Here is a 19,092-nt window from a genome sequence, read left to right as displayed (position 1 = left end):
CCAGGCATGACGGAATGCGCAGTCATTCTGGCCGGCGGCCAGGCAAACCGCATGGGCGGTGGTGACAAAGGGCGTTTGATGCTGGGCGACCAGTCCCTGATCCAACGTGTTATTGATCGAATCACACCACAGGTCGATGCCGTGGTGTTAAACGCCAACGGGGATTTGAGTCGTTTCGCCGATTTGGGCCTGCCGGTGGTGGCCGACTCGATCCCGGATTTCCCGGGCCCGTTGGCCGGTGTGCTGGCGGGCATGGATTGGGCCGCCGAACAGGGGCATGAGTGGCTGATCAGCGTGGCTGCGGACACTCCGTCATTCCCGCTGGACCTGGCCGAGCGACTGGCAGAGTGCGACACTCCGGTGGTGCTGGCGGCGACGCCGGATCCGGAGCGCGGCCGTCTGCCCCAACCAACCTTTGGCCGTTGGCGTGTCGCATTACGGGATGATCTGAGGGGCGCCCTGCATGACGGCGTACGCAAGATCCGGCAATGGACCCAGGCTCAGGGCGAGTCGCTGGTGGTGTTTGGGCCGGACGACTTTTTCAACATCAATACGCCAGAGGATCTGGCCTGGGCGGAGCAGCACCTGAAGTGAACGTTATTGGCATCGTGGGTTGGAAAAACTCCGGAAAAACCACCCTGGCAAGCGCATTGATCCGCGAACTCACCGTCCGAGGGCTGAGGGTAAATTCGATCAAACACGCCCATCATGGAGTGGATGTCGATCAGCCCGGCACCGACAGCTACCAACATCGGGAAGCCGGAGCCCAGGAAGTGATTCTGGCCGGAGGCCAGCGCTTCGCCATCATGCACGAATTGCGCGGCGCCGCTGAGCCGACCATGGACGAGTTGCTGGAGTGGCTTGGTCCCTGTGATTGGGTGGTGGTGGAAGGCTTCAAGTCCCACTCGCACCCCAAAATCGAAGTACACCGTCAGGCGAGCGAGCGGGCGCCCTTGTACCCTCAGGATGACAGCATCATTGCGGTGGCCGCGGACTACACTCCGGATTTTTCAGGTCCTGTATTCGATGCCGGGGATATTACCGGAATTGCCGACTTCGTCGTTGGCCTGTCAGAACCTTTAGCGAACGAGAAACGCACGAGAGACACATGAACAATACCGCCAAGCCACTTCGTAACGACTGTTTTGCTCTGCCCCCGGGGGTGAACTGGACCCCGGTAGACGAGGCGCTCGAGCGGTTGCGTTCACGCTTGCATCCAGTGGTGGGCGTGGAGCGGGCGGTTCCGCTGTCACAGGTGAATGGCCGAATCCTGGCGCACAACGTCTATGCGCCCCGCGCCCATCCCCCCAGCAGCAATTCCGCGATCGATGGCTATGCCTTTGCCGGACCACTGACCAACGTACCCTGTACCCTGCCCCTCATCGATGGCCGAAGCGCAGCCGGCGAGCCGTACATGGGCCACGTCCCAGAAGGCCACGCTATCCGGATTCTTACTGGCGCGGTGATGCCTGAAGGCACTGATACCGTGGTTTTGGAAGAAGACTGCGAGGTCATCGATCAGGAACTACACCTGCAAGGCACATTGAAGGCCGGCGCTAACCGGCGCAAGGCCGGTGAGGACATCCAGGCACAGGATCAAATCCTGGCGGCGGGAGCCCGGCTTACACCAACCCAGATTTCCGTCCTAGCCAGCGTCGGGGTCGAGTCGGTCGACGTATATCAGCGCCTGCGTGTCGGCGTCCTGTCCACGGGTGATGAAGTGAAGCCGGTCGGCTCCGCCGTTACCGACTGGCAAATTTATGATGCCAATCGTCCGATGTTGAGCGCTCTGATCACTCAACTGGGCTATGAACTGATTGACCTGGGCCATGTGCTGGACCGGGCCGACGAGGTGAAAGCTGCACTGGAACGGGGTGCCGAGCAATGCGATCTGATACTGACCAGTGGCGGCGTCTCTGCCGGCGACGAAGACCATGTATCGAAAACCCTGAAAGCCCACGGCGATATCAGCAACTGGCGCATCGCCATCAAACCGGGCCGGCCCCTGGCGCTGGCCATGTTCAACGGCACGCCGGTGGTGGGTCTGCCCGGCAACCCGGTGGCCGCGTGGGTCTGTGCGCTACGCTTTGGTACGCCGGCCATGGCGCTGCTGGCCGGCGGCGAATGGTTCGAGCCCCAGAGCTATGTCATGCCCGCCAACTTCTCCAAGAACAAGAAACCCGGGCGCAGCGAAATGCTGCGGGCCCGGGTCCGTGATGGGCAGGTTGAGGTGTTCGGCTCAGAAGGCTCGGGCCGGGTAACCGGTCTGGCCTGGTCCGATGGTTTGGTGGAACTCGATGAGGGCGCCCAGCAGATAGAGCCGGGCACCCCGGTTCGATTTATCCCCTACGCCAGCTTCGGGTTGTAATCACTCGACGCTGCCGTGCACCGCAAAGGCCTCGAGCGAAGCACCTTGCGGGGCTCGGGTGCGGTAGGTTTCTTCAACACCCAGATCAGTCAGCGTGCGGCTGACCATCAGCAGGGTGTTATCCTCGAAGTCCTCACACATGCTCCGCATCTGGTCGATTTCCTCGCAGGCAACGGGATAGGCGGCGGCGATGTCCGGTGCGCCGTAACACTCCACAAAGGTCTGTGCGAGGGTCTGGCGCAATTGCTCCAGTTCCGCTTCGGTGATATCGCAGACGCCAACAAAGCTGGCCCGTCCGCCCGATTCGATACTGTACCAACCGTTGCTGAAAGCCTGGCGGGCCTTGCCGGTCAGCTGCGCTTCAGTCCAGTTGGAAAATTCGAACCCGCCCGAGATCGCCCATTCACCACTTGGGGCCGGTTTTTCAAACACGTTGTCATCGGATACATCCAGTCGCAGGGTTCGGGCCAGTTTCATAGGTGCTCCGCGAATTCAATCAAACTCAAGGTCTCGGTCATCACGCCCTGGCGCAACAGCATTCGGCCTTTGTCGTCCAGGCCAACGAACACGCCGGGCTTTGGCTGCTCAATGATCTCGCCAAGACCGTCACAGCGAGGTCGCCATTCGTCATGGACGCGCTCGAAACCGCTGTCCATGAAATAGGTCAGCCACAGCAACGTGTGTTTCGACCAGCTTTCCAGCAAGCCCATGGGGGTGATCTCGACACACCCTTCTTCGTGCAGGCACGTAGCATTCGGGTTTTCCCCCGGTTCATTGCCGGGGTGGATGAAGGGCACTTCGATCCCGATCACCAGCCAGTTCGGTTCTGCTCTGGGGTCGGACACATCCGACGCAAAGCGAACGCTACCGCAGATCGCACCATTCACCTTAATACGATCCGGCCAGACAAAGTGCACGGGCACCTCGGGCGGGGCCAGTGCCCCCAGACTTTCGGCCAGGCCTATTTGGGCCACATAAACAGCCTGAATAGCCTCTTCCAGCGGCGTTTCCGGAGCCAGCACCAGCGCAGCCCTTAAGGTATCGACAGCCTCAGAGTAAAAAATCGTGCCCGAATCGACCCCGGCAATGGCTCGGCTGACGGCCTTATTAAAGGGATCCGTGTGCTTAGGGACCACCTCTCCCGAGAACAGCGGTGGGAACTGAGGTGATTCGGTCATTGCATCGCCCGGGCGTATACGTCGGAGGCCATGATTTCATCGGCAATGCGCTGGAAGGCCCGGGCCTGAGGGCTTTCCGGCTTGGACACCACAATCGGAACGCCGCCGTCGGAACCAATCCGGATATCCAGATCGAGGGGAATCTCCCCAAGAAAAGGCGCTCCCAGTTTTTCCGCCTCAGCCCGGGCGCCGCCAGAGCCAAAGGGATGATGCTCTTTGCCGCAGCCGTCACAAACGAAAGAAGCCATGTTCTCGATCAGGCCGAAGAGTGGTACTTCCATCCGGTTGAACATATCGATGCCTTTGCGGGCGTCCATCAGGGCGATGTCCTGGGGGGTCGAGACCACCACCGCGCCGGCGACAAAGAACTTCTGGCTCAGGGTCATCTGGACATCACCGGTACCAGGGGGCAGGTCCACCAGCAGCACGTCCAACCGGCCCCAATCCACCTGGTTCATCATCTGTTCCAGGGCGCCCATCAACATAGGCCCTCGCCAGACGATGGCTTCGTCCTCCGTGGTCATCAGGCCCAGGGACATCAGGGTCACACCGTGATTGCGCAGAGGCAGGATGGTGTGTCCGTCGGGGCTGGACGGGCGTCCTGAAACACCCAGCATGCGGGGCTGGCTGGGTCCGTAAACATCCGCATCCAGCAGACCAACCTTGAGACCTTTCGAGGCCAGCGCCACCGCCAGATTCGACGCTACCGTCGACTTACCCACGCCGCCCTTGCCCGAGGCAATGGCAATAATGCGATCAATGCCCTTCGGGTTTTTGTCCTGTGGCCGGGGCGCATCGGTGCCGATGATGCTGCTTTTTCCGGCGTCAACGTATTCAACCATGTTGTGTCCTGTTGAGTGTTTAACTGTCTAGGTAGTCGTCACTGGTGCGAACCCGGGGACGCTCGCCCCCGGCCATGGGCGCGTTCTTGCCATGGAATTGGGCTTTGACCCGACAATCGTCACACATCTTGATGAGCTGCACATTGTCAGAATTGGTGTACATCCAGTGCTGGTTTTCCAGCTTCTCAACGATCCGGTTGATGGTGCTGGCGACGCCAAAAGGCTTACCACAACTGATGCATTCGAACGGTTCCTCGCCGTGCAGTGCCCGGGCACTCAGCGCATCCTTCGAGAGATCCAGTTGAGGTTTGAGTGTGATGGCCGTCTCGGGGCAGGTGCTCTCACAAACGCCGCACTGAACACAGGCGTTTTCCGTGAACTGTACCTCTGGCCGATCCGGATGGTCGTTGAGCGCGCCGGTCGGGCACAGGGAGACACAGGCCAGACACAGCGTGCATTTGTCGGAATCAATTTCGATCGCGCCGTACGGGGCACCCACGGGCAGAGGAATCGGCGCCTCGACCTTGCCCGCCATCGCACCGACCGTGACCCGCGTAATGTCGCGGCGGCCGCCAACCAGCAGCACCGGGTCGCTGACACGGCCAGCGTTGTCACCAGCGACACTCAGTTCGGTGGCGGCGACAACCCGGACTCGACTGGGAGAATGATGTGCACCGCTGACCATGGCCTGAGTCAGTTCAACCTCAGAGGCAACGGCCTGACGGTCTTCTTCATTGTCCGCCAGGATCAGCACTTCGGCGTATCCTGCACCCAACGCAGCCAATATTTCGGCATGACCAATACGATCCACATGCTCCAGACCCAGCGGAATCAGATCGTCCGCCAGCCCGTCGCCATAACGGGCCAGCTGGGCAATGGCATCACCACCCGCGTCCAGGGTATGGAAAACCAGACGCGGCGATTCGTTAGTGTGCTCACGGTAAACCTTGGCCATAACGTCCACCGCTTTGGTAATAGCCTCGAACGGAGTTTCGTTCATGGTCACTGCCGATGTCGGACAGACCGCCGCACAGGAGCCGCAGCCGGCGCAGATATCCGAGTCAATCTGGACATGGTCCCCAAATGAGAAAATGGCCTCGGTAGGACAGACATCCAGACAACGGGTACAACCGGGTTTATTGGCCCGGGAGTGTGCACACAACGAGGTTTCCAGATTGAAATACACGGTTTTCTCAAACTCGCCGACCCGCTCCCGGGCAGTCAACGCAATGCGTTCCAACTCGCCAGTTTTGGTTGGGTCAGCCCAGAAATAGCCGTTGCGCTTTTGATGGCTGGGAAACGCAGGCTCAGCACCACGAAGGTCGATAAACACATCACACTCACTTCGGGCGCTGGCTTTTACCTCACCGTAACCAAGGGCGCCGCGGCCAGCGGGATTCAGACTCTGCAACTGGGAAAATTCAAGCTGAAAATTACCCAGCGCACCCTGGGCGGCGGTCAGTTGGCCACGAGCCACGTCGTAACCCGCGGAGGGGAGCTGTACCAACCCCTTGTCACTGACGACACAGGTCACACCGAGTTCGTCCTGGACCAGCTCGGCCATTCGGATGGCCTGCTCGGTTGGGCCGACGATGCAGCACACGCCGCCGGACTGAATGGTTTTGACCGGCGCCATGGGTGGTGGCAACTGAGCGGCAGCAATCAGCGCCGCCTGTTTCGCGTGTAGGCGTTTGGGGTCTGCGTTCGGTGCACTCCAGCCAGCGCGATCACGAATGTCGATGGTATTGAGGAGTGCCGAGTGCTGAAATTCAGCTTCGACGTCTTCGCTCAATCGCTCGAACAGGGCGGCCTGTTGGCCACAGGCGATGAGCACGTCGCTTGTGCCGCCCAGAGACTCCGCAGCCGTCGCCAGCTCTTTACCGCACAGTTGATCGACTGCGATCACCTGATCAGCTGCCGCGGCCGTTCGCAGTTTCTCTGGGTCAAACGACTGGGTTTTGTCGCAAGTGCAGAGCAGTAGGGTTTTTTGTGCTGTCATCAGGATTTTGACTCTTTCATTGTTTTTATACGTATACGTAACAAACCCAAGTTTCGAGCATGCCACAGCCGTTTGATCTTCGACAATTGGTTAATTGGATATTTATGCGAGCACTGCTAGCTTCAAGAGATAACAATAGAGAATACCCATGAGTCGTCGTACAGAGAGTTGGAAGCGCGAGTTAAAAGTCGGAGCCGTTGTTCGCCGGTCACCGGGGGTAACCCGTTGGGCGCGGGAAATCTGGAAGCCAGTGGCGGTGATTCCTGGCGCGCCGGAGGCATCCTGGAAAGAAATGGTCCGCGAGGGCGACGTGGTTGATTACCATGCCGGTACTGTGTGCATGGAGTTATTCCGTGCCGACGTCGAATCCTACCTTGTTTCCCTGAATATGACGGTCCCGTCCGTATGGATCATCATGGATCGCGACGACACCAATCGCTCCCCGTCCGGGTGGTTCGTCAGCGCCATTACCGCCAGTGCCTTCGAAGCCCAGGATGCGCTGGACAGCGGGGAGAGCATCGTCGAACCGGTTCCCATCCCCGAATCCCTGGCGGCCTGGATCAAAGAGTTCGTCGACATGCACTACATCGAAGAGCCGTTCAAGAAACGCCGGCGTGACAAACACCGCATAGATGGTATCGAAGATGGCAAAGGCGATGCCCGCATTCGCCAACAGAGCGATGTCTTCCGCGCACCTTCCAATATTAAAAAACCGAGCAACATCAAAAAACCGAGAGTGCACTGATGGCTGAGTCACGCTGGCAGCGCTGGTCGCGCAAAAAATCCGAAGCTCGCAAGGAGGTTGAACTTACCCCTCCGTCGACTGTTGAGGCCGAGCCAGCTCCCGAACAACAGGAACTTGCCATCAATGAAGCTTTGCCCGAACACGAGGTGCTGAAGAAATACGATTTGCCTGATCCGGATGCCATCGAATTGGGCACGGACATTACCGGTTTTATGCGCAAGGAAATACCTGAACTTCTGCGCCGTAAGGCCCTGCGTTCGCTCTGGAAATCCAATCCCGTCCTGGCGGTGCTCGACGGACTCAATGACTACGATGAGGACTTCACGGATTCCGCTCCTGGAGTTAAAGGAGCAAAGACCCTCTATAAGGTGGGCAAGGGTTTTGTAGACAGAACCGCCCGAGCGAAAGAAGAACCTGGCGAACAGGTTGGAGACGGGATCAGAGAACAGGCTAAAGAAGAAAACGCGAAAAAAAGACAGGAACAGGTCAACGAGCCAAGAGCCGAAAAGCAAAGCGCCGAAAACATTCCAGAACCAGGCGTTGCGACCGTCGATCCGAAAACCAGGATTCAACCATCAAAGTACACAGAACCGGTGAGCCCGGAGGCTGATGAGGAACCGGTGCCACGCTATCGCCCCCGGATGCGTTTCGACTGATCACGCTGGGAACCTTGGGAAAAGATGAGTGTCTCATCTATCTGTTGCGCGCTGATCCGAACAGGTCTATAAAAAGTACGTATAACAATTCCAAAAAATAAAATGAGAGAGACGTTTTGACCAACGCCGTTGAAGCTCAGTGCCCCCGCTCGATTTGTGAAGAAGATCGAGCGCGCGCACAAATGTACCAGTTGCTGGGCGTCCTGCTCGGCAACCCGCCTTCGAGCGAATTGCTGCGGGGACTGACATCCCTGCAGGGTGATAACACGCCTATTGGCTCTGCCTCGAAGAATCTCGCTGCCCTTGCCGAACGCACCTCACCTGTTGAGGCGGAACGGGAGTACAACAACCTGTTCGTCGGCCTTGGCCGTGGTGAATTACTGCCCTACGCCAGTTACTACCTCACCGGTTTTTTGAACGAGAGACCCCTTGCGGACTTGCGTACCGATTTGATGTCCAGGGGTATTAAAGCGAACGACGACGTCAAAGAGCCCGAAGATCACATTGGCACACTGTGTGAAATTATGGCGGGCATTATTACCGGTGAGTTCGTGTGTAACAGTGACCTGCCCTCACAAAAAGCCTTTTTTGACGCCCACTTGGCCAAATGGGCGGAGTTGTTTTTTACCGATTTGGAAAAAGCGCAAGCTGCAGTTTTCTACGCGCCTGTAGGCTCCCTCGGGCGAGCTTTTATGGCTGTAGAGGCTGATGCGTTTGCGATTCAATGACGGGATCGATGCGATCCCTTTACTGAGGTAGAGGTGTTCTATGGACCACCAAGAGCAAGAAAACAGTCGTCGTCGCTTCCTGCGACTGGCAGCAGCTGCAGCTCCAGCCGCCGTTGCCATGGCCGTTGCGCCAAACGCCGCCGCTGAGGTCGTCAAACCCGATGTCCCGAAAAGCCGCGGCCTGCGTGACACTGAGCACACACGTAAATATCTCGAATCGGCTCGCTTTTAAGGAAGCGTAGGTCAACCAAGGTTGCGTGATGCTCTTGGATGACCACCCCTTCCGGAACCGAGAAGAAAAACAACAGAGGTAACTGACATGTTAAGAAAGAAGACCAACGGGGTTGCGAAAGGCTCCCGTGCAGGATCTTTACTTTCATCCCTCTCCGCGAAGACCATGGATCGTCGTCAGTTTCTGACGACCTCCGGTGTCGCCGTCGGCGGCATGGCTGCTTTGTCACTACCCTCCACCCGCGTTAAGGCAGCGACCCCGTCGACGGGAGGTGGAGAAGTCGTTCGCAAGAAATCGGTCTGTACACATTGCTCGGTTGGCTGCACCGTCGAGGCCGAAGTTCAAAATGGCGTATGGACGGGCCAGGAACCCGGTTGGGACAGCCCCTTCAACATGGGCGCTCACTGTGCCAAAGGTGCTGCGGTCCGTGAGCACGCTCACAACGAGCGCCGCCTGAAACATCCAATGAAAATGGTCGATGGCCAGTGGCAAAAGATCTCCTGGGATCAGGCGATCAACGAAATTGGCGACAAGATGCTGCAAATCCGGGACGAGAGCGGCCCGGATTCGGTCTACTGGCTAGGCAGTGCGAAATTCAACAACGAACAGGCCTACCTATACCGTAAGTTCGCCGCCTACTGGGGCACCAATAACGTCGATCACCAGGCCCGAATCTGTCACTCCACGACAGTCGCTGGCGTAGCCAATACCTGGGGCTACGGCGCAATGACCAATTCCTACAACGACATCCACAAATCCAAAGCGATCTTCCTGATAGGCGGCAACCCAGCAGAAGCGCACCCGGTTTCGTTGCTGCACATCCTGAAAGCCAAGGAAGAAAACAACGCTCCGCTGATCGTTTGTGATCCTCGCTTCACACGCACTGCCGCTCACGCCGACGAGTTTGTGCGTTTGCGGCCAGGTTCAGACGTAGCACTGACCTGGGGCATCCTCTGGCACATCTTCGAGAATGGTTGGGAAGACGAAGAGTTCATCCGCACCCGGGTTTACGGCATGGACGACATCCGCGAAGAAGTGGCGCGTTGGAACCCGGAGGAAGTGGAACGGGTTACTGGCGTTCCGGGTGGGCAACTCGAACGCGTCGCACGTACTCTGGCGAACAATCGCCCGGGCACCGTCATCTGGTGCATGGGTGGCACCCAGCACACCAATGGTAACAACAACACCCGAGCCTACTGCATATTGCAGTTAGCACTCGGCAATATGGGTGTTTCCGGCGGCGGCACCAACATCTTCCGTGGTCACGATAACGTTCAAGGCGCCACCGATCTCGGTGTGTTGGCCGATACCCTGCCCGGGTACTACGGCCTGAGCGCTGGGGCCTGGGGCCATTGGGCCCGGGTCTGGGAAGAAGACCCGGAGTGGCTGAAGGGCCGTTTTGCAACCTGGGACAAGGGCGGCAAGAGCAGAGCCATGATGAACGAGAAGGGCATTCCCGTATCTCGTTGGATTGACGGTGTACTGGAAGCCAAGGAAAACCTGGAGCAGCCCGACAACACCCGTGCGATGGTGTTATGGGGCCACGCGCCCAACTCCCAGACCCGCATGCTCGAAATGAAGGAAGCCATGGAAAAACTCGACCTGTTGGTCGTAGTAGATCCCTTCCCCACCGTTTCCGCCGTGCTGCACGACCGCAAGGATGGCGCTTATCTGCTGCCAACCACCACCCAGTTCGAGACCTCTGGTTCAGTAACGGCTTCCAACCGTTCGCTGCAGTGGCGTGAAAAGGTTGTCGAGCCACTGTTTGACTCGAAGGTTGACCACGAGATCATGAAGCTGTTTGCGGACAAGTTCGGTTTCACCGATCGCATGTTCCGCAACATCGCAATCGACGGCGATGAGCCGTCGATTGAAGACATCACTCGGGAATTCAACCGAGGTATGTGGACCATCGGCTACACCGGCCAGTCGCCTGAACGCCTGCAAAAACACATGGCGAATCAGCACCACTTCGACAAGACCACCCTGCGTGCAGTCGGCGGCCCCTGCGATGGCGACATCTACGGTATGCCCTGGCCGTGCTGGGGTACTCCCGAGATGAACCATCCGGGAACACCGAACCTGTACGATCTATCGCTGCCAGTGTCCAAGGGTGGCCTCACCTTCCGAGCCCGCTTTGGAGTCGAGCGCGACGGCGAAAGCCTGCTCGCGGATGGCGTTTACTCGAAGAACTCCGAAATCAAGGACGGCTATCCAGAGTTCACCATGCAGATGCTGATGGACCTGGGCTGGGATACGGACCTGACGGCGGAGGAGCGAGCCACCATTGACGGAGTTGCCGGCGCTAACACCAACTGGAAGACCGACCTGTCGGGTGGGATCCAGCGTGTGGCCATCAAGCATGAATGTGCCCCCTTTGGTAACGCCAAAGCCCGGGCCATTGTCTGGAACTTCCCGGATCCGATCCCGATTCACCGCGAACCGCTGTACACCTCGCGTCGAGACCTGGTCAAAGACTACCCAACGTATGCAGACAAGACCTTCTGGCGTGTGCCGACTTTGTACGAGTCCATTCAAAAGAATGACTTCAGCAAGGACTTCCCCATCATTCTGACCTCCGGTCGACTGGTTGAGTACGAAGGTGGTGGTGACGAGACGCGTTCGAACCCCTGGCTGGCAGAGCTTCAACAGGACATGTTCATCGAGGTGAATCCACGCGATGCCAACAACCTGAACATCCGAGATGGCAATGACGTCTGGGTGTCCGGCCCCGAGGGCGGACGCATCAAAGTCAAAGCCATGGTGACGGAGCGTGTTGGCGAAGGCGTAGCCTTCATGCCATTCCACTTCGGCGGGCATCTGGAGGGTAAGTCGTTAAGGGACAAATACCCCAAGGGCTCAGACCCTTATGTTCTGGGTGAATCCACAAACGTTGTTCAAACATACGGGTACGACTCGGTCACGCAGATGCAAGAGACCAAAGCCACCCTATGTTCGATTATGCCGGCATAACAAGAGGTGTAGACCATGGCACTTGAAGGACAAGCAAGAGCAAAATTCCTTTGCGACGCCGAGCGCTGCATCGAATGTAATGCCTGCGTAACGGCCTGTAAGAATGAGCATGAGGTTCCCTGGGGCATCAACCGTCGACGCGTGGTAACTATCGAAGACGGCAAACCTGGCGAGCGTTCGATCTCGGTAGCCTGCATGCACTGCTCAGACGCGCCTTGCATGGCCGTTTGCCCAGTGGATTGCTTCTACCAGACTGAGGACGGCGTGGTGTTGCACTCCAAGGATCTGTGTATCGGTTGTGGATATTGTTTCTACGCCTGCCCCTTCGGCGCGCCCCAGTTTCCCCAGGCGGGCAATTTTGGCAGCCGGGGCAAAATGGACAAATGCACGTTCTGTGCAGGCGGTCCGGAAGAAGACAACTCCACGGCTGAATTCAACAAATACGGACGCAACCGCATCGCCGAGGGCAAGCTGCCGATCTGTGCAGAGATGTGCTCAACCAAGGCCCTGCTGGCCGGTGACGGCAACGACGTGGCGGACATCTATCGCCAGCGTGTGGTGAACCGGGGATTCGGTTCCGGCGCCTGGGGATGGGGCACAGCCTACGAGAAGAAGGGTGCATAACACCGCCTGAGTATAGCCCGGGGCCCTTAGGCCTCGGGCTCCTCTGAGGCAACGAATTCTTCTGGTTGATTCCGTTGGAGTGCTCGAATGAATCTAAAACTCTTAGGTGCCGCCTTAGTTGTCTTGGCGACACTGGTCTCTAATCCACTTTGGGCGGAAGAGGCTTCGGCGGGTGATCGGACCGCTACCGGGGGTGCACAAACTCTCGAAGATATTATGGCCCGTCAGGAACAGTTGAAAGTTGATGAGAGCTTTCGGTCTGAAAACCTGGGCGACCCCGCTAACGCCGCGCCCAGCACTGATCAATTGGGCACCAACGGTGGGCTCTCAAATTCCGATGTATATCGCGCCATTCGCTACAATGAGGCTGACGTCCGTACTCAAGCCCGGACACCTGCGGCGACCGTCCTGATTCAGGACGGAGGCATGCCCTGGTACAAGCTTCGTGAAGGGCCGTTGATCACCTACGGCGGTCTTGCGCTCTTGGGTATCATTGCGCTGCTCGCGGTGTTTTATCTCATTCGTGGCCGAATCAAAATCGATGGCGGCCCTGCCGGCACCACGATTGAACGGTTCAAGGCCATCGAACGCTTTGGCCATTGGTTGCTAGCCGGCTCGTTTATCGCCCTGGGCATAACGGGGCTGATCACGTTGATGGGACGCAGCTTCCTGATCCCCGTTCTGGGGCCGGAGGCCTATGCAACTCTGGCTGCCGGCTCAAAGTGGCTGCACAACAACATCGCCTGGGCCTTTATGTTGGGCCTGGTCATGACGTTCAGCATGTGGGTGGTGCACAACATTCCGAACAAGTTGGACTGGCAGTGGATCAAGGCCGGTGGCGGTATCTTTACCAAGTCTCATCCGCCGGCGAAGAAGTTCAACGCCGGCCAGAAGATTATTTTCTGGACCGTGATGTTGCTGGGTTTTTCCGTTTCCTTGTCGGGCCTGTCCCTGTTGTTCCCGTTCGAAATGCCCATGTTTGCCAAGACATTTGGCATTATTAACAGCGTCTTGGGAACGGATTTGCCAGCCGTTCTGGCTCCACATGAAGAGATGCAGTACGCCAACATCTGGCACTCAATTGTGGCGTTCGTGATGATGGTGGCCATTATTGCTCACATCTACATCGGTTCGGTCGGTATGGAGGGCGCCTTCGACGCTATGGGGAAGGGTCATGTTGATCTGGAGTGGGCGCGCCAGCACCACGATCTGTGGGTCGCTGAAGTCGAGGCGAAACAGGGCAAAGGAGGGTCATCATGAAGGTCATGGTTGCCGGTTTCGTCGCCGCGCTGGTGATTGCCTACGCGGCTCCGATGGCTCTGAACCAGTTTGGCTGGTCTTCAGCCGAAGAGTACAGCAGCGAAACGAGTGTGCGCCTTGATCAATCAAGCCACTGACCAGGCACCCGACCTCACTGAGGCATACCAGATCGACGCTATCGGTTTGGTATGCCCTCTCCCTATACTGCGCTTCAAAAAACGCACCCAGCATTTGCCCAGCGGCACCCAGGTGGAATTCCTTTCCGATGACCCTACCGGTCGCAAAGACCTGCAGGCCTTGTGCGAGCTGACCGGCCATCGGATCGAGTGGATCCGCGAAGAAGGTGCGGGTGTCCTTCGTTATCGCATCTGTCTAGCCTAGCGGGCGAGCTGATGCAATGGCGGTTCAATCAATCTGCCGCTGGGGCTGGGCGTTTCAGGAAATGCTCCTAATCACGCGCCAATAAATCAATCAGCTCAGGCACAATGGCCTCACCATGACCTTGCTCAGTGACTTGCCGATAGAGCCCGCCAACACTGTCTGAGACTTGATGGGAGGCCCTCAGCTCTCCAGCCATCTGGGTGTAATAGTCAAGGTCCTTGAGTGCGTTGCAAAGTGAGAACCTGAATCCTGAGGGATCGTCAGTCAGAATGAAGGGCTTAAGCCGTTCAAATGCCGCGCCTCCTCCCCCACCATTGCCCAAAACCTCCACCAGAACCTCAGCATCGATACCGGCCCTGCGACCTACCGCAACCGCCTCAGCCAGGACCGCACAGAAACCCAGGGATACATAGTTGTGCAACAACTTGACCTGATGCCCCATGCCCACTGGACCGGCATGTGTTATGTGTTCCGCAAAGGCCTCCAGCAGGGGCTTCACTTCAGCAAAAAGCTCATCCGAAGCACCAACAATCAGGTTGAGCCTACCCTCTTCAGCCTCCTTGGGTGTCCGAGTCATGGCCGCATCGAGAAATCGTACTCCCTGGTTTCTTAATCGCTCCTCGATGCACCGAGTTGTGCTAGGTATCGCAGTGGAGCAATCGATAACCAGAGTCCCGGCGTTGATCCCGGCCAGGACACCCTCGGGCTCAAACAGGACAGCCTCCACTTGAGGGGTGCCGGTGACACAGATGATCACTACCTCTGACCTGGCCGCTACCTCGGCAGCACTGCGGAGGGGAATGGCCCCCACGGCCAAGAGATCGTCAACCGGCTGGTTGCCCGCATGGTCCAGGAAGTAGAGCTCATGGCCATACAACAACAGGTTCCTCGCAATACCGTGGCCCATCAGACCAACGCCTATCAGGCCAACTCTGCGGCAGGTTTCCGGAGACCGTGATTCCGTTTCAAAACTCATGAGAAATGCCCTCCCCTCAGTTTCCGTAAAGTAGATTAACCAGTCCCAGGGAGATCCAAGGCATGTATGTTATGGCGATCAGACAAGAGAGCACTACCAGCACAAATCGCATGAGCCAAGGCAGTAACTGATCGATCGAGAGCTTGGCTACGGCACAGGCGGCGAACAAATTGACACCCAGGGGCGGAGTGAACATACCCAGAGCGAGATTGACAACCACAATGAGACCGAAATGCACTGGGTCGATGCCATAGTAGACGGCAATCGGCGTGAAAATCGGCGCCAGCACCAAAATAGCGGCGGATGTTTCCACAAACATCCCTACGATCAGCAGCATGACGTTCACCGCCAGCAAGAACGAAATGGGGCTGTTAAATACTTCGGTGACCCAGGCGGCCACCTCCCGCGGCAAGCCTGATCGGGTGATCAGGAAACTAAACAGGGCGGCCGCCGCAATGATCAACATCACCGCAGCAGTGGAAATAACACTGGCACGAAAGATCGGCCAGAGTTCGGCCATAGTCAGTTCCCGGTACATCATTCCCCCGACGACGAGCGCGTACACTACCGCCACCGCCGATGCCTCGGTCGGAGTAAAGACACCACCATAAATGCCGCCAATCACCACAACCGGCATCAGCAGAGCGCCCCAGGCGCGCCTGAAAGCCACTAGAAAGGAAGAGCGGTCTTCGTGATCCCGCTGCCCGTAGCCACGCAGCTTGCAAAAGACATATAGAAACAGCAGCAACGCGACTCCGATCAGCAATCCTGGGCCAATGCCGGCAATAAAGAGCTTGCCGATGGAGGTATCCGTGCTCACACCATAGAGAATCAGCGGTATCGAGGGCGGGATAAGAACCCCAAGTTCGGCGGATGATGCCTGGATTGACGCTGCCAGCGGCCTCGGATAGCCATGCTTGACCATCGCCGGAATGAGGATTGAACCAATGGCGAAGGTGGTGGCGATGCTGGATCCTGAAACCGCAGCAAACATCATACACGTCAGCACACAGGTCATTGCCAGGCCGCCCTGCAACCCCCCGACAACAGACTTCGCCAGGTCAACCAGGCGCCTGGAAATGCCGCCCGCAGCCATCAGGTTGCCAGCAAGAATGAAAAAGGGAATCGCCATCAGAGGGAAGTTGTCGATACCTACGAACATCTGTTGGGGTACCAACAACAAGGGCATATTGGTAAAAAACTCAATACCAATGATGGACGCCAGAACGATCGAGATAGCGATCGGGACTCCCAGCGCGAAGAACAAAATCAGTCCGAACCCAATGGCTGCGTTCATTGGCGCACCCCTCCCTCGCGCTGGGCCAAGCCCGGGTTGGCGCCGGAGCCGGCTCCTGACTCAACGATTGATGAGGCTTCACCGTCAGCTTTCCCTTGCCGGGCCAACTGCTCCTCGGGAAGTTCACTGTCATCCGGGCCAATACGCTCACTGCCGGTCGCCTGGGCCAGAAGTCGCCCGACCACAGAAATCAGAGCGAATACCGCACCCACCGGCATAGCCGCGTATGCCCATGAGATCGAAACGCCAAGTCCTGACAGCATCTGAGTCTTAACCCTAATGGCCATGGCCGTGCCGTAGTATACGAGGACCAGAAGAACAATGGCGCAGCACAGTGCTATCAGACCCTCAAGCCAGATTAGGCGGCGAGCAGGCATTAACCGGTAAATGACCTCGACCGACATCATAAAACCCCCTCGAAAACCGGCAGCGGCACCGAGAAAAACGCACCAGATCATCGCAGAGCGAGATATGACTTCGGACCATGTCGAGGGTTGGTCCAACAGAAAGCGGGTTAGTACCTGGTAAAAACCGAGTGTAACCGAGATGATAAGCATGACCACGGCTGCAATCAGTGCAATCCTGGTGGTCAGCCTTTCAAAGCGTAAAAAAATTTCAACCATCGTGGTCACCGTCAGGTCGTAATCAAAACACAGTGAATTCAGGTTGTTGTGAAGAACAAACACATCACAACACAAGGTACGCGTGGAGGAAGGCATGGCCATAGGCAGGCCTTCCTCCACGGCCGGTGCTGAGGTCAGCAACTGCTGCCGCGAATCCTCTTCAGCATCTCATCCCCGTACTGGTCGGTGTACACTTTATAGGCCGGCTCAACCGCTTTCTGAAACGGTGTCTTATCCACATCGGTGGTCACCGTCATACCGTTTTCCCGCAGAAGGGCAACGCCCTCTTTTTCAAGCCGGGTCACTTCATCCCGCGTCGCTTTCACTGAGGCATCCGCAGCTTGCTGGAACCAGCCTCGTTGCTCTTCGTTAAGGCCATCAAGCAAAACCGGAGAACCCAGAACAATGGCTGGCGAATAAACATGCCCGGTCAGGGTCAGGTAGTCCTGTACTTCCCAGAACTTGGTGGCGACGATAACCGTGATGGGATTTTCCTGGCCATCGACAGTGCCTTGCTGTAACGCCGTGAAGACCTCCGGGAACGCCATGGGAGTTGGGTGCACACCCATCTCCGTGAAAGCAGCCATATGAACCTTGTTTTCCATGGTGCGGACTTTCAGGCCTTCAGCATCTTTAGGACTGTCGATCTGCCGCTTGCTGTTCGTCATGTGGCGGAAACCGTTTTCGGACCAGGCCAGCCCCACCAGATTGTGCTCTTCCATCTTGGCCAGCAGGTCCTGACCAATGTCACGGTCCAGCACGCAACGAGCCTCTTCGTAGTCCGCAAACAGGAATGGCAGATCGAGCACATAGCTCTCTGGCACGAAGTTGCCAAGGGGCCCGGAAGATGTAATGACCACGTCTACCGTACCGATCTGAAGCCCTTCGATCATAGCGCGTTCGCCACCAAGCGAGCCGGAGGGATGCTCAGCCAGCTTGAACTTGCCGTCACTGAGCCGTTCCAGAGTTTCCTTGAAGGCGTCAGCACCAACGGAGTAATGCGAACTGTCAGACAGCGTATGGCCCAGATTAATAGTCTGTTCCGCCTGCACCCCCATGGTCGTAAAGGCCAGGGTGGCGACGGACAGGTTTGCAACGGCAGTGGTCAGCTTACGGCGAACAGATGTTATTGTTTTCATAGGTTGCCTCTTCTTGGTTTCACGCTTGAGGTTATCCCTTGACCGACGGTCAGAGGGTTGAGGAGCGTTCGTTAGGTCGAGCGCTCGTTAAGAAAAGCATCAACAATGTCTGAAAAACCGGAATCACCTGAAAAACCAAGTTCCCTAGCTCGGTACGTGTCGAACGCCACCGGCCAACTGGAAACAATCGCCGTGATTCGAGGATCAGGTTCATGGCGGACCAGGGCGAGCGCCTGTTCTCCGCCACGCTCACGCAGGTTGTCCAGCATCTCCGCGACACTGATGGTAATTCCAGGCAGCATGACGCTGCGCGAGGGCCCGAAGGCGGTCCCCGACACTTCGGCGCCGTGAATCAGCGCCTCGATGACACGGCCCGGTGACATCACAAACAACTTCAGATCGGTTGGCACCGGACAAATGGCCTGCTGCCCGTTAAAGGGCTCTCGCAGGATACTGGAGGCAAAGCTGGACGCCGCGGCATTCGGCCGGCCCGGACGGATAACAATGGTGGGTAGCCGAAGCACTCGACCATCAACCAGACCACGGCGACTGTAATCATTTATCATCAGCTCGCACATAGCCTTCTGCGTGCCGTAGGAGCTTTGTGGCGTCAGGGCCGTCATGTCGTCCAGAATTGGCGGCAGAGCGCCACCATAAACCGCAACCGAACTGGCCATGATCAGCCGGGTTGTTGACAGGTTCCTGCTGCGGCACCCTTCAAGTAGCGCATGGGTGGCACCGAAGTTAACCGACCACCCGAGGTCAAGATCCTCCTCGGCAGCGGAGCTTACAACGGCGGCAAGATGGAAAATCACATCCGGACGGTCGTCAAGGAGGGCATCAAGACTGCCTGGGGCCGAAATATCCACAGCTTGGGTCTGAACTTCCGGGACGTTAGGTTCAAGCCCACTGATGTGCGGCACACTTGCTACAACCTGGTCTACCAGGGTAAGGCGGGACAGGGCCTTGCCGGCCAACTCGCCGCGAGCCACCAAAGTGTGGATCAGGCGTTGACCCAAAAATCCGGCGGCGCCAGTTATCAGAATATGCATGATCAAATCCTTGTTATTG

21 protein-coding genes are annotated in these 19,092 nt (G+C 57.5%); 12 read left to right on the top strand and 9 right to left on the bottom strand.

Annotated features, from left to right (window positions below; all coding sequences use genetic code 11):
* Nucleotides 1-6 precede the first annotated feature (6 nt).
* The 3 genes from mobA to FCS96_RS09470 are packed head-to-tail and all read left to right on the top strand — an operon-like array spanning nucleotide 7 to nucleotide 2,368.
* Complete coding sequence (gene mobA / locus FCS96_RS09480; protein WP_138440110.1) at nucleotides 7-594, top strand: molybdenum cofactor guanylyltransferase MobA; 588 nt, start codon at nucleotides 7-9, stop codon at nucleotides 592-594.
* Entirely contained in the window at nucleotides 591-1,112 is a 522-nt protein-coding gene (mobB, locus tag FCS96_RS09475; RefSeq protein WP_138440109.1) for a molybdopterin-guanine dinucleotide biosynthesis protein B, read from the top strand. The genes mobA and mobB overlap by 4 nt, the downstream gene beginning before the upstream one ends.
* Nucleotides 1,109-2,368: a molybdopterin-binding protein gene (locus tag FCS96_RS09470; protein WP_138440108.1), complete on the top strand. Its 1,260-nt coding sequence runs from the start codon at nucleotides 1,109-1,111 to the stop codon at nucleotides 2,366-2,368. The genes mobB and FCS96_RS09470 overlap by 4 nt, the downstream gene beginning before the upstream one ends.
* On the opposite strand, the gene FCS96_RS09465 is transcribed toward FCS96_RS09470, so the two are convergent.
* The 4 genes from FCS96_RS09465 to FCS96_RS09450 are packed head-to-tail and all read right to left on the bottom strand — an operon-like array spanning nucleotide 2,369 to nucleotide 6,387.
* A complete protein-coding gene (locus FCS96_RS09465) occupies nucleotides 2,369-2,845 on the bottom strand; it encodes a DUF6505 family protein (RefSeq protein WP_138440107.1) in 477 nt (158 codons plus the stop codon).
* Complete coding sequence (locus tag FCS96_RS09460; RefSeq protein WP_138440106.1) at nucleotides 2,842-3,546, bottom strand: biotin/lipoate--protein ligase family protein; 705 nt, start codon at nucleotides 3,544-3,546, stop codon at nucleotides 2,842-2,844. The genes FCS96_RS09465 and FCS96_RS09460 overlap by 4 nt, the downstream gene beginning before the upstream one ends.
* A complete protein-coding gene (locus FCS96_RS09455) occupies nucleotides 3,543-4,388 on the bottom strand; it encodes an Mrp/NBP35 family ATP-binding protein (RefSeq protein WP_138440105.1) in 846 nt (281 codons plus the stop codon). The genes FCS96_RS09460 and FCS96_RS09455 overlap by 4 nt, the downstream gene beginning before the upstream one ends.
* Nucleotides 4,389-4,407: 19 nt before the next feature.
* The gene (locus tag FCS96_RS09450) at nucleotides 4,408-6,387 is read right to left on the bottom strand and encodes a 4Fe-4S binding protein (protein WP_138440104.1); all 1,980 of its coding nucleotides are present in this window, start codon (nucleotides 6,385-6,387) and stop codon (nucleotides 4,408-4,410) included.
* Between the two features lie 148 nt (nucleotides 6,388-6,535).
* Here FCS96_RS09450 and FCS96_RS09445 point away from each other — a divergent pair, with 148 nt between their 5' ends.
* From FCS96_RS09445 to FCS96_RS09410, 9 genes are all read left to right on the top strand, one after another.
* Nucleotides 6,536-7,132 (top strand): DUF3305 domain-containing protein, encoded by a 597-nt coding sequence (locus tag FCS96_RS09445; protein WP_138440103.1) that lies wholly within the window; start codon nucleotides 6,536-6,538, stop codon nucleotides 7,130-7,132.
* Nucleotides 7,132-7,788, top strand: coding sequence for a DUF3306 domain-containing protein (locus FCS96_RS09440; protein ID WP_138440102.1), 657 nt, complete (start codon nucleotides 7,132-7,134; stop codon nucleotides 7,786-7,788). Before FCS96_RS09445 ends, FCS96_RS09440 begins: the two co-directional genes overlap by 1 nt.
* A 116-nt stretch (nucleotides 7,789-7,904) precedes the next feature.
* Entirely contained in the window at nucleotides 7,905-8,516 is a 612-nt protein-coding gene (locus tag FCS96_RS09435) for a TorD/DmsD family molecular chaperone (RefSeq protein WP_138440101.1), read from the top strand.
* Nucleotides 8,517-8,556: 40 nt separating this feature from the next.
* Nucleotides 8,557-8,748: a hypothetical protein gene (locus FCS96_RS09430; RefSeq protein ID WP_138440100.1), complete on the top strand. Its 192-nt coding sequence runs from the start codon at nucleotides 8,557-8,559 to the stop codon at nucleotides 8,746-8,748.
* Between the two features lie 87 nt (nucleotides 8,749-8,835).
* Nucleotides 8,836-11,721 carry a formate dehydrogenase subunit alpha gene (locus tag FCS96_RS09425; protein WP_138440099.1) on the top strand — a complete coding sequence of 962 codons (2,886 nt, stop codon included), beginning with the start codon at nucleotides 8,836-8,838 and terminating at the stop codon, nucleotides 11,719-11,721.
* 15 nt (nucleotides 11,722-11,736) lie between these two features.
* Complete coding sequence (gene fdh3B / locus FCS96_RS09420; RefSeq protein WP_138440098.1) at nucleotides 11,737-12,345, top strand: formate dehydrogenase FDH3 subunit beta; 609 nt, start codon at nucleotides 11,737-11,739, stop codon at nucleotides 12,343-12,345.
* Between the two features lie 87 nt (nucleotides 12,346-12,432).
* Complete coding sequence (locus tag FCS96_RS09415; protein ID WP_138440097.1) at nucleotides 12,433-13,605, top strand: formate dehydrogenase subunit gamma; 1,173 nt, start codon at nucleotides 12,433-12,435, stop codon at nucleotides 13,603-13,605.
* On the top strand, nucleotides 13,602-13,742 hold the full coding sequence (locus tag FCS96_RS20055) for a hypothetical protein (RefSeq protein WP_171040716.1): 141 nt from the start codon (nucleotides 13,602-13,604) through the stop codon (nucleotides 13,740-13,742). Before FCS96_RS09415 ends, FCS96_RS20055 begins: the two co-directional genes overlap by 4 nt.
* Nucleotides 13,723-13,986 (top strand): sulfurtransferase TusA family protein, encoded by a 264-nt coding sequence (locus FCS96_RS09410; protein WP_228264062.1) that lies wholly within the window; start codon nucleotides 13,723-13,725, stop codon nucleotides 13,984-13,986. The genes FCS96_RS20055 and FCS96_RS09410 overlap by 20 nt, the downstream gene beginning before the upstream one ends.
* A gap of 67 nt (nucleotides 13,987-14,053) precedes the next feature.
* On the opposite strand, the gene FCS96_RS09405 is transcribed toward FCS96_RS09410, so the two are convergent.
* The 5 genes from FCS96_RS09405 to denD all read right to left on the bottom strand — a co-directional run bounded on the left by FCS96_RS09405 (nucleotide 14,054) and on the right by denD (nucleotide 19,073).
* Nucleotides 14,054-14,962, bottom strand: a complete 909-nt coding sequence (locus FCS96_RS09405) for an NAD(P)-dependent oxidoreductase (RefSeq protein ID WP_138440096.1) — start codon at nucleotides 14,960-14,962, stop codon at nucleotides 14,054-14,056.
* Nucleotides 14,963-14,978: 16 nt separating this feature from the next.
* Nucleotides 14,979-16,259, bottom strand: coding sequence for a TRAP transporter large permease (locus FCS96_RS09400; protein ID WP_138440095.1), 1,281 nt, complete (start codon nucleotides 16,257-16,259; stop codon nucleotides 14,979-14,981).
* Nucleotides 16,256-16,984 carry a TRAP transporter small permease gene (locus tag FCS96_RS09395; protein WP_212747063.1) on the bottom strand — a complete coding sequence of 243 codons (729 nt, stop codon included), beginning with the start codon at nucleotides 16,982-16,984 and terminating at the stop codon, nucleotides 16,256-16,258. The genes FCS96_RS09400 and FCS96_RS09395 overlap by 4 nt, the downstream gene beginning before the upstream one ends.
* A 32-nt stretch (nucleotides 16,985-17,016) precedes the next feature.
* Nucleotides 17,017-18,021, bottom strand: coding sequence for a TRAP transporter substrate-binding protein (locus FCS96_RS09390; protein WP_138440094.1), 1,005 nt, complete (start codon nucleotides 18,019-18,021; stop codon nucleotides 17,017-17,019).
* Between the two features lie 71 nt (nucleotides 18,022-18,092).
* Nucleotides 18,093-19,073, bottom strand: coding sequence for a D-erythronate dehydrogenase (denD, locus tag FCS96_RS09385; RefSeq protein ID WP_138440093.1), 981 nt, complete (start codon nucleotides 19,071-19,073; stop codon nucleotides 18,093-18,095).
* Between the last annotated feature and the right edge of the window lie 19 nt (nucleotides 19,074-19,092).

This window comes from Marinobacter alexandrii (assembly GCF_005871205.1).
In the GTDB taxonomy this organism is placed as follows: domain Bacteria; phylum Pseudomonadota; class Gammaproteobacteria; order Pseudomonadales; family Oleiphilaceae; genus Marinobacter; species Marinobacter alexandrii.
The sequence above is the reverse complement of the archived record's forward strand: the minus strand, read 5'-3'. Positions and strand labels throughout refer to the sequence as shown.